Source organism: Aeromicrobium sp. REDSEA-S32_B7 (assembly GCF_001626145.1).
Taxonomy (GTDB): Bacteria; Actinomycetota; Actinomycetes; order Propionibacteriales; family Nocardioidaceae; genus Aeromicrobium; species Aeromicrobium erythreum.
The window spans coordinates 1-8,240 of the sequence record NZ_LUNF01000330.1; the positions used below are offsets into that span (position 1 = coordinate 1).

8 protein-coding genes are annotated in these 8,240 nt (G+C 75.3%); 5 read left to right on the forward strand and 3 right to left on the reverse strand.

The window, feature by feature from the left end; genetic code table 11:
- Positions 1-291: M23 family metallopeptidase (locus A6Q79_RS18380; RefSeq protein ID WP_317698939.1), on the forward strand; the 291-nt coding region annotated here is incomplete at its 5' end.
- On the opposite strand, the gene A6Q79_RS18385 is transcribed toward A6Q79_RS18380, so the two are convergent.
- The 3 genes from A6Q79_RS18385 to A6Q79_RS18395 are packed head-to-tail and all read right to left on the reverse strand — an operon-like array spanning position 248 to position 4,534.
- Positions 248-1,648, reverse strand: a complete 1,401-nt coding sequence (locus A6Q79_RS18385; protein WP_286689998.1) for a condensation domain-containing protein — start codon at positions 1,646-1,648, stop codon at positions 248-250. The two genes, A6Q79_RS18380 and A6Q79_RS18385, sit on opposite strands and share 44 nt — an antisense overlap.
- Positions 1,629-3,113 carry a hypothetical protein gene (locus A6Q79_RS18390; protein WP_286689999.1) on the reverse strand — a complete coding sequence of 495 codons (1,485 nt, stop codon included), beginning with the start codon at positions 3,111-3,113 and terminating at the stop codon, positions 1,629-1,631. The genes A6Q79_RS18385 and A6Q79_RS18390 overlap by 20 nt, the downstream gene beginning before the upstream one ends.
- Positions 3,110-4,534, reverse strand: a complete 1,425-nt coding sequence (locus A6Q79_RS18395) for a condensation domain-containing protein (RefSeq protein WP_286690000.1) — start codon at positions 4,532-4,534, stop codon at positions 3,110-3,112. Before A6Q79_RS18395 ends, A6Q79_RS18390 begins: the two co-directional genes overlap by 4 nt.
- 203 nt (positions 4,535-4,737) lie before the next feature.
- On the opposite strand from A6Q79_RS18395, the gene A6Q79_RS18400 reads away from it, so the two are divergent.
- The 4 genes from A6Q79_RS18400 to A6Q79_RS18415 form a co-directional block, all read left to right on the forward strand.
- Complete coding sequence (locus A6Q79_RS18400; protein ID WP_286690001.1) at positions 4,738-6,081, forward strand: hypothetical protein; 1,344 nt, start codon at positions 4,738-4,740, stop codon at positions 6,079-6,081.
- A 43-nt stretch (positions 6,082-6,124) separates the two neighbouring features.
- Positions 6,125-7,087 (forward strand): ATP-binding cassette domain-containing protein, encoded by a 963-nt coding sequence (locus A6Q79_RS18405; protein ID WP_286690002.1) that lies wholly within the window; start codon positions 6,125-6,127, stop codon positions 7,085-7,087.
- The gene (locus A6Q79_RS18410) at positions 7,084-7,893 is read left to right on the forward strand and encodes an ABC transporter permease (RefSeq protein ID WP_289017126.1); all 810 of its coding nucleotides are present in this window, start codon (positions 7,084-7,086) and stop codon (positions 7,891-7,893) included. The genes A6Q79_RS18405 and A6Q79_RS18410 overlap by 4 nt, the downstream gene beginning before the upstream one ends.
- A 20-nt stretch (positions 7,894-7,913) precedes the next feature.
- On the forward strand, positions 7,914-8,240 hold a 327-nt coding region (locus tag A6Q79_RS18415), incomplete at its 3' end, for a hypothetical protein (protein WP_317698940.1).

Below are 8,240 nucleotides of genomic sequence, written 5' to 3' on the forward strand. Positions count from 1 at the left end.
GGTTGGCGGCGCAGCACCGCGCCAGCACCGTTGATAAAGCTGCGCGCGGGTGAGACCGGCACGGTGCGCAGCGTGGGCGACGACGGACCCTACGGCCTGCGGGTCGTGGTCGAGCACGGCCAGGGTGTCGAGACGGGCTACGCGCACCTCTCCGCCACGTCGGTCGCACCCGGCGCACGGGTGACGCCGCGCACCGTGCTTGGCGCGGTCGGCTCGACCGGTCTGTCGACCGGTTGCCACCTGCACTTCATGGTGACCCGACGGGGTGAGCCGGTCGACCCGCTCCGGTGACGGGGCGCGGGCCGGCGCACCGCCCGGAGCCCATCGACGCGACCCGCTCGCGCCAGCGCTCGAGCAGGCTCGCGACCACCTGGGCCGCCGTCAGCGTGGCGGGCGTGCGGACGCGGACGCCGAGACCCTCGGGGGTGCGGGAGACCCACACCTGCAGGTCGTCGGCCAGGGTCGGCGCCGACACGTGGTGGGCCCGGCGCCTCAGCGGCGCCTGGTGCCCGGGCAGGCGGCGGTAGTCGAGGTAGGAGGCCATGAAGACGTCGGTCCGCTCGCGCACCAGCGGACGCGACGCGCTGCCCAGCACCTGGTCGAGGGGCACGGCCGCCATCGCGCGGGCGGCGTCGACAGCCTGGGCCGCGTGCGCGAGCGTCGCGCACGGGTCGAGGTGCGTCACCAGCTCGACGGGGACCGTCGTCGTGAGCCACCCGACCGTCCGACGCTCGGCAGGCGTCGACCTGAGGTGGACGGGCATGAGGAGCGGCAGCACGGTGGGCCCGCCCAGGTCGGCCACCGCAGTGGCGAGCGCGGCGAGCGCGGCCGTGGCCGTGGACCCGCCGTGCAGCCGGGCGTGCTCGCCGAGCCGGTCCGCCGCCGTGGCGTCGCCCAGCACCGACACCTCGGTGCGCTGCGCGGCGCGCTCGCCGGGCTCGACGCCCAACGACAGGGGGAAGGTCGGCAGGCGGTGGTCCTGGCGCACGAGGAAGTCGTGCCAGGACCGCAGTCGGACGTCGTCGGCGGGCACGCGCGGCGGCGGGTCGGCCAGCCCGGCGACGAAGCACGACGTCTCGGGCAGGTCGGGGACGCGTCCCTCCCCCGCAAGGCCGGCGTACACGGTGTGGAGCTCGTCGACCAGCACGGCGAGGGAGTAGGCGTCGACGTGGAGGTGGTCGAGCCCGAGCACGACCGTCGAGCGGTCCGGGCGCGAGATCGCGGCGGGCCAGAAGGCCGGGTACGACAGCGGCCAGCACGCGGCGTCGAGCCGTCGACGCACGTGGTCGCGGGTCTCGGCGACGGTCGACGTGGTCACGTCGGCTCCTCGGGTCCAGCGCAGGCCGGCCGCGTCGTGGTGCCTGCCGTGCACGGCACCGGCCACCACGTCCGCGCCGACCTGCAGGGCACTGTGCCGCGCGACGACCTCCTGGTAGGCCCGCTCGAGCGCCGCCGCGTCGACGGGACCCTCGACGTCGAACCCCGCGGCCATCCACACCGACGGCTCCCCCGCGACCGCCGCGGCGAGGTGGTTGCGCTGGTTGAGGGAGAGGTCGACGGGGCGCCCCGGAGCCACGCCGGGCTCGACGTCCCACGAGACGACCGTGCCCGGCGCGGGCGTCCAGAGGTCAGCCGACGTGACCAGCACGGCTGGTCTCCACCTCGGGCAGCGAGGTCGACCCGTCGGCCAGCGCCCGCGCCACGCGGGTGAGCGTCGCGGAGTACCGCGCGATCGCGTCGTGCGCCTCGGGGGTGTCGGGGTGCTGCAGCCCGACGTAGAGCCGCTCCGCGTCGCGGTTGACCCACATCGAGGCGTTGGCCGTGCGGCCCTCGCCCGTGAAGTGCACCCCGCGCTCGTGCGCGGGCCGGCCCGCCCCGGGGAACCGACGGACGTCGAGGTAGGAGACCAGCTGCGGCGACCCCACGCCATCGGGTCCGAGGACACCTGTCCGCAGCATCTCGGCCAGGGCGACGTGCGCCGGCATGCGCGACGTGCGACGGCCGGTCTCGAACCCGGCGTGCGCGGCGACCAGCAGGGCGTCGAGGTCGTCGGCGTGCGGCGCGACCTCGAACAGCACGGGCGCGAAGGTGCAGAACCAGCCGTGCGACCGCAGGTACGGACCGGTGTCGCGGGCGCCCAGCACCGTCACGCCGGCGTAGGTCGCCCGGTCCGCCAGCAGGTGGTCGGTCGCTGCGAGCGCCGCGAAGACCGCGGAGACCGTCCGCACGCCGAGCGCGCGGCACCGGGCGTCCAGACGCGAGGCGGCCTGCGCGTCGAGCAGGTCGTAGGAGGCGATGTGCACGGGCGCCGTCGCACCGCGCTCGAGACCGAGGTCGAGCGGGAAGGACGGCAGACGTCCCCCTTGGGACCCGACGAGGTCGGCCCAGGCGCGGACCTCGGGCGAGGACGCGTCGTAGGTGGCGGCGCGGGCGCGCTCCTCGGCCGCGAAGACGCCGAACGGTCCCGACTCCTCCGGGGTCGGCAGCGCCCCCTCGACCAGGGCGGGACCGCCGGGCTCGGCCACTTCCGCCGCGTAGAGGTCGGCGAGCTCGGAGGCGACCATGAGCTGAGACGCGCCGTCGGTGAAGGCGTGGTCGCAGCCCCAGAAGAGGCCGAACCCGTCGACGCGCTCGACCGCGCCGAGCACGAACCCCGGCCAGGCGTCGGGCCGACAGGCGGCGTCGAAGGTCCGGACCAGGTGCGCCTGCAGGGCCACGTCCCACGAACCGTCCCCGACGTCCAGCTCCTGCACGTCGACGACCGTGTGCTCGACGTCGGCCACCGGCACCACGTGACGGACGGGGACCTCGCCGGTCAGGTCGAACCATGACCGCAGCCCCTCGTGCGTCGTCACCAGCCGCGTCAGGGCGCGGGCGAGGGCGTCGCGGTCGAGCGGGCCGTCGAGGTCGGTCGCGACCCCGGTCCAGGCGCGGTGCACGCCGCTCGCGCGCTGCCGGGCCGCGTAGGCCCGCAGGTGGTCGGCCTGCAGGAACGACGGCGGGGCGGCGTCGACGGGTGCCTCGGCGGCGGCCGCGAGGCTCTCCGGCGTCGGCCCGAGGGTCAGCACCGTGCCGGGCGCCGTGCGCCACCGCGCCATCTCCGCGAGGATCATCGGTCCGCCGCCGCCGTCACGAGACCGCTCTGCCGCTCGTGCTCCACCATGTCGGCGAAGACTGCGCGCAGGTGGGCCGCGAGACCTCGCACGGCCGCGTCGACGGCCCAGGCGCCCGGGTAGCGGGCCGAGAGGTTCAGTCCGCCCTGGTGGCGGATGAGCCAGAGGTACAGCTCGTCCGGGGCGAACACCGGGGACCTCAGCGCGCGGGCCTGCTGCGCCGGCCAGCGCTCGGCACCCGGCACGTGCCGGACGTCGACGTAGGACACGACGAAGTGCGGCGTGTCGCCGACGCCCAACAGCTCGGCGACCCGCGGGAACGGGTGCCTCGCGAGGTCCTTGACCTCGCGCGTCGCGGCGTCGGCGCGGGCGACCGCCTCGCCGAACGTGTGCGTCCCCGACAGGTCGAGGTCGACGGGGCACAGGCCCACGTACCACCCGACCGATTCGCGGTGCCGCGGGTCGTGGCGGGTGTGCATCGGCATCACGAACCGCAGCCGCTCGACGCCGGAGCGTCGCCGCGACGCGATCCCCAGCGCCGCGAGGCCGGCCGCCTGCAGCCCGACGCCCTGCTCGCGCAGCCGCCGGCCGAGCTCGTCGGTCTCCGGCCCGCCCAGCACCCACGTCGAGAGGCTGCGCTGGCGTCGGGGACGGTCGTCGACGCCGGCCGCGGCGACGTCGGGGTGGTGCGGGAACGCCGGCACGTCGCGCGGTGCGCCGTTCTCGTCGAGCGACGTGAACGCGCGCCAGCGCAGCACGGCGGGGTGGTCCGCCGACAGCTCCTCCCCCGCCCGGCGGTCGACGGCGGAGAAGTCGACGTGGCTGCCCACGTCGAGCACGGCGAGCGCGTCGTCGTCGATCCCGGCGAGGGCCTGGCGGTACAGGTCCTCCATCTCGGCGAACCAGAGCACCTGCGAGTAGGCGTCCATCACGCTGTGGTCGGCGGCGAAGACCAGGACGAAGCCCTCGGCGTGCGTGCCACGGACGGTCGCGAACACGCAGTGCGGCCAGGTGACGGGCGACAGCCTCGCCAGGAACTGCGCCACCTCGACCCGCGCCGCGTCGCTGGAGCGGTGCCCGAGCACCTCCGGTCGCACGTCGACCCGTGAGTGGTGGACCGTCTGCCGCTGCCACGCGCAGGTCGACGCGGAGTCGGCGGTCCTCCGGACGGTCGTGCGCAGCACCTCGTGGCGCGCGATCCAGGCCCGCAGTGCACGGCGCAGGGCGTCGGCGTCGAACGGCAGCGGCACCCGCATGGCCGAGCCGATCCACGAGCCGTCGGGATCTCGTTCCAGGTGGGCGGCATGGTCGTAGGACAGTCCGCGCGGGTCGTCCTCCCACGCGTCGGACGCCGTCGTCGGCGTCCAGGTCGTCACGATCCCCGCTGGGATCGGGTAGTCGTCGAGCTCGGTGTACTCCATGGCAGTGCTCCCCCCGTCCGGTGCGCCACCGGTCTCTTCGGTGACGCGATCCATCCGCCACGGCCGCGCACTCCTCGCGGTCGTTGCTCGCCAGTCTGCGCGCCTCCGCGGAGTGCGCGCGACGTGATGATGCTCACGCGCCTCTCCCTCTGGACACGGTCGGCGACGGGCCGCTTGACTCGGCAGAACCTGGGGGGGTGTTCATGATGGCGATCGACCACGCGACGGTTCGTCTGACGTTCGGGGACGACCTGTTCCTGCGACGGCACCGCGGCGTGGGGACGCCGATCGTCAACCAGTTCGTCTGGCGTCTCGACCACGTCGTGCCGACCGCGGCGCTGGTCCGGCTGCGCGACGAGCTGGCCCGCGGGGCGCTCTCGCGTCGCGCGGATCGTCCCCGCGTGCCCGGCGCACGTGGTCGCTGGTCGCGGGCGCCCCATGCCCCGGCGCTCGACGTCGAGCCGACCGTGCTCCAGGAGTGCGACGTCGTCGACTGGCTCCGGTCCAACCACACCGCTCCGCTGCACCCTGGCCGCGGCGACTCCTGGCGGCTGGCGAGCGCGCGGCTGTCCGACGGCGGCTCGCTGCTGTCGCTGATCGTCGACCACGCCGTCGCCGACGGTGGCGCGATGGTCGACGCCGTCGAGCGGGCGGCCTCCGGGCGGGCGCCGTTGACCCTGCCCGACCGCGACGGCACGTGGGGGACGCTGCGGGCCGACCTGCAGGACGCGGCGCGCCAGGTCCGGGCCGTCGTGCGCTGGGGCGCCACGAGCGCGCTGCGACAGCGTGGCGGCGCGACCTCCCCCGCGGGGGCGACGCCGGCGCCGCCCCCCGACGGGCCGACCGCGCCCCAGGGCTGGGTGGTCCCCACCGTCGTGGCGGAGTGCCGCACGGCCGACGTGGAGGCTGCGGCGGCGCGGCACGGCGGGACCCTCAACACCTGGTTCGTCGCGCTGAGCGCGTCCCTGGTCGGGTCGGCCGGGATCACGGACGAGGACGAGCCCGTGCTGGTGGCACTGCCCGTCACCGCGCGAGGCGCCGACGACCCTCGCGCCAACGCCACGCGGATCGCCCGCGTCGCCGTCGACCCGACCGACCTGCGACGTCACGACCTCGCACCGCTGCGGGCGGGCTGCCGCCAGGCCTACGCCCAGCTCGGCACGCGCGACACGTCGGCCAAGGACGCCGACACCGGCTCGCTCCTCACGCTCGTGCAGATGCTGCCCGACGCGGTCGTACGCCGGCTGCCGGTGCCGACCGGCCCCCGCGTGCTGGCGTCGAACCTCGGGACGATGTCCCCGGCGTTCAGCGCACCGACCGGGACGCCGGCCCGCAGCATCGCCGCGCTGGCCGGGCACCGGGTGGTCGACGACGCCGAGATCCGTGCCCTCGGCGGCGGACTGACCGCGTGGGCGTGCACCTCCGGCGAGCGCACCACCGTGACGGTCGCCGCGCTCGACCCGGCGCGGGTGCCCGATGACGAGACCTTGCGTGACCTGGTGCGCTCGGGCCTGGCGGCGTGGCACGTCGAGGCACGGCTGTGGTGAGCGTCGGGCGCTGCGCGCCGCGACCTGACGGAGGGGGACGACGATGACCGAGTGGGCCATCCGGGCCGAGGGACTGGTCAAGACGTACGGGGAGCAGCGGGCGCTCGACGGCCTCGACCTGTCCGTCCGCGCCGGCACGGTGCACGCCGTGCTCGGCCCGAACGGCGCGGGGAAGACGACGGCCGTGCGCGCCCTCGCGACGCTGGTCCGCCTCGACGGCGGGCGGGCGGAGGTCTTCGGGCAGGACGTGACGCGCTCCCCCACCCAGGTGCGCTCCCTCGTCGGCCTCACCGGCCAGTACGCCGCGCTCGACGAGCTGCTGACGGCGCACGAGAACCTCTACCTCTTCGCCCGGCTGGTCGGCTGGCGACGAGCGGAGGCCCGCTCCCGCGCGGCCGACCTGCTCGAGCGGTTCGGCCTGACGCACGTGGCGCACCGCGCCGTCTCGACGTTCTCCGGGGGCATGCGCCGCCGTCTCGACATCGCCGCCAGCCTCCTCGGCGACCCGCCGCTGCTGTTCCTCGACGAGCCCACGACCGGGCTCGACCCACGCACGCGCGCCGACATGTGGGCGACGGTGCGCGAGCTCGTCGCGCAGGGCACGACGGTGCTGCTCACGACCCAGTACCTGGAGGAGGCGGACCAGCTCGCCGACCGGATCGCGGTGATCGACCGCGGACGCGTCGTCGCGGACGGCACGCCCGCCGAGCTCAAGGAGTCCGTCGGCGGCCTGACGCTCCACCTCGTCGTGGCCGACCCGGCGCGCCGCGTCGAAGCGGCCCGCGTCCTGCACGAGGTGACCGGTCAGGTCCCCCAGGACGACGGCGTGCTGCTGGCCGCGCCGATCCGGTCGGGCGCCGTGACGTCCGACGTCGTGCTGGCCCTCACCGCACGCGGTATCGAGATCGGCGAGCTCAGCGCGGCCCGGCCGAGCCTCGACGAGGTCTTCTTCGCGCTCACGGGATCGCTCGACGCGCCCGGCCCCCAGCGTCAGGACGCGGCATGAGCGCCGTGATCGGGGCTCAGGTCCGACCGGCGCCGCGCGGTGGGGTCGGCCCGCTGTCGGCGCTCGCCCAGGTGCTCACGTTCGGCCACCGGGGACTCCTGCGGGTCCGCCACGACCCGCAGCGCCTCTTCGACGTCATCGTGCTGCCGGTCGTCGGCACCATCCTGTTCGCGAACGTCTTCGGAGGTGCCGTCGCGGGCGGCGTCGACGCCTACCTCCCCCAGCTCGTGCCCGGTGTGCTCGTGCAGATCGCCGTCACGGCGTCGGTCGTCACGGGGGTGCAGCTGCGCGACGACATCGACCGCGGCGTGTTCGACCGCTTCCGGTCGCTCCCCGTGGCCCGCACGGCACCGCTCGCAGGTGCCCTGCTGGCTGACGTGGTCCGCTACGTCGTGGCGGTGACCATGACGGTGGTCGTCGGCGTGACGATGGGCTACCGGCCGGAGTCGTGGGCCGGGCTCGTCGCCGGCTGCGCTCTGGTCGTGCTGAGCGGCTTCACCATGAGCTGGGTCTTCGCCTTCATGGGCGTCATGATGCGCAGCGCCGCCGCCGTCCAGGGCGTCTCGATGCTCGTCCTGACGCCGCTGTCGTTCATGTCGAACGCGCTGGTGCCCACCGAGACGATGCCGGCGTGGATGCGTGCCATCGCGGAGGTCAACCCGGTCACGCACCTGGTCTCCGCGGTGCGCGACCTCGCCGGGGGCGACCCCGCCGCCGGGTCGGTGCTCACCGCGCTGCTCGGCTCCCTCGCCGTGCTCGCGATCTTCGCACCGCTCACGGTGCGGGCCTACGTCCGACGCGACTGAGCACGAGGACTGGAGGAGACGTGGACCTGCAGAGCACCCAGGTCGCGAGGGCGACCGCCACCGACGGCAACCGGTTGACCCTGGACGACGACCTCTTCGTCCGGGCGCACCGCGTCCTCGGGATCCCCGTGGTCAACCAGACGGTGTGGCGCTTCGACCGCCCCCTCCACCCGGCCGAGGTGGGACGGCTCGACCTCGGGCTCCGCGACGGACCTCTCGCCCGCTCGATCAGGCGGTCGCGGGTCCCCGGCGCGCGCGACACCTGGGTCGCGTCGTCGGCGGGTGGCCCGGTCCACGTCGCGACGTCGCCGCTGCGGCCGGGCGACGTCCTCGCGTGGGCCGAGGAG

Excerpts from the sequence above, each read along its gene's own strand:
- A6Q79_RS18390 (WP_286689999.1), bottom strand. The coding sequence starts at position 3,113 with ATGATCCTCGCGGAGATGGCGCGGTGGCGCACGGCGCCCGGCACGGTG.
- A6Q79_RS18395 (WP_286690000.1), bottom strand. The coding sequence starts at position 4,534 with ATGGAGTACACCGAGCTCGACGACTACCCGATCCCAGCGGGGATCGTG.
- A6Q79_RS18400 (WP_286690001.1), top strand. The coding sequence starts at position 4,738 with ATGATGGCGATCGACCACGCGACGGTTCGTCTGACGTTCGGGGACGAC.
- A6Q79_RS18405 (WP_286690002.1), top strand. The coding sequence starts at position 6,125 with ATGACCGAGTGGGCCATCCGGGCCGAGGGACTGGTCAAGACGTACGGG.
- A6Q79_RS18410 (WP_289017126.1), top strand. The coding sequence starts at position 7,084 with ATGAGCGCCGTGATCGGGGCTCAGGTCCGACCGGCGCCGCGCGGTGGG.